Annotated in this window: 1 pseudogene; it reads right to left on the reverse strand. The window is 38.3% G+C overall.

Annotated elements, in window-relative coordinates:
• Positions 1–847 (reverse strand): annotated as a pseudogene (locus tag E1171_RS00615) (hypothetical protein); the annotation flags it as partial.
• Positions 848–858 lie beyond the last annotated feature (11 nt).

The following is an 858-nucleotide window of genomic DNA, read 5'->3' on the forward strand; positions in this document are numbered from 1 at the left end:
GGGTACCTGACTGTATACCAATTCCATAATTAGTGTTCCAAAGATTAATCATCTGGCGAGTTGTACTACCAAAAATCAGGGCTCCTGTAGTTGTTGTATTGCCGGTAGTGTTGGTGTTACCGTTAAAAGTCAAAGTGTTTGCTGCAAAGTCACCGTATATCAAAGGGGTGGTTGTATCGGTATTGTCGATATAGAGTTTATTGCTACCCGATTCATTGTATCCTGCCGATTTTCCTATAAAAATATTTAAGTTTCCTTTATTATTGTATCCTGCCCTATGTCCTAGAAAAGTATTGTTGGAACCATTAGATAGGAGTCCGGCCTCACCTCCCACCAAAACATTAGAATTACCAGTCAAATTATCACGCCCCGCCGATCTTCCTATGTAAGTATTATGAAAACCTGATTGGTTCCGCGCTCCAGTTTCCATTCCTAAAAAAGCATTACCATAACCAGTAGTAAGGTCATATCCACTATAAGCTCCTACAAAAACATTTTCCTTACCACTACTGCTACCTGGTGCTGCAAGGAATCCTACCATAACATTGTTATCTCCACTGGCTCTAGATCCAACATTCCACCCTATAAGAGTATTTTGATCACCTGTAAGGTCGCGACCAGCATAATCACCTAGCAAAGTATTCCAAGAACTCTGCCCAAAGGCTGTTTGAAATGGACTTAAGCCAGCAAGAAAAAAAATAAGGGTAAGGTATTTTAGCTGTTTAAAGGTCCTTCTTGGGATAGAAGTGTTTTTGGTCCTTTTCTTTTTTTGAAAGCTATTTATTGATGTTTCAATGGTTGAATTAAAACGCCAACTAGAATTTGAGTAAAAAGTAAAATTCTTCATAAAAATTGGTT

The organism is Xanthovirga aplysinae, assembly GCF_009711365.1.
In the GTDB taxonomy this organism is placed as follows: Bacteria; Bacteroidota; Bacteroidia; order Cytophagales; family Cyclobacteriaceae; genus Xanthovirga; species Xanthovirga aplysinae.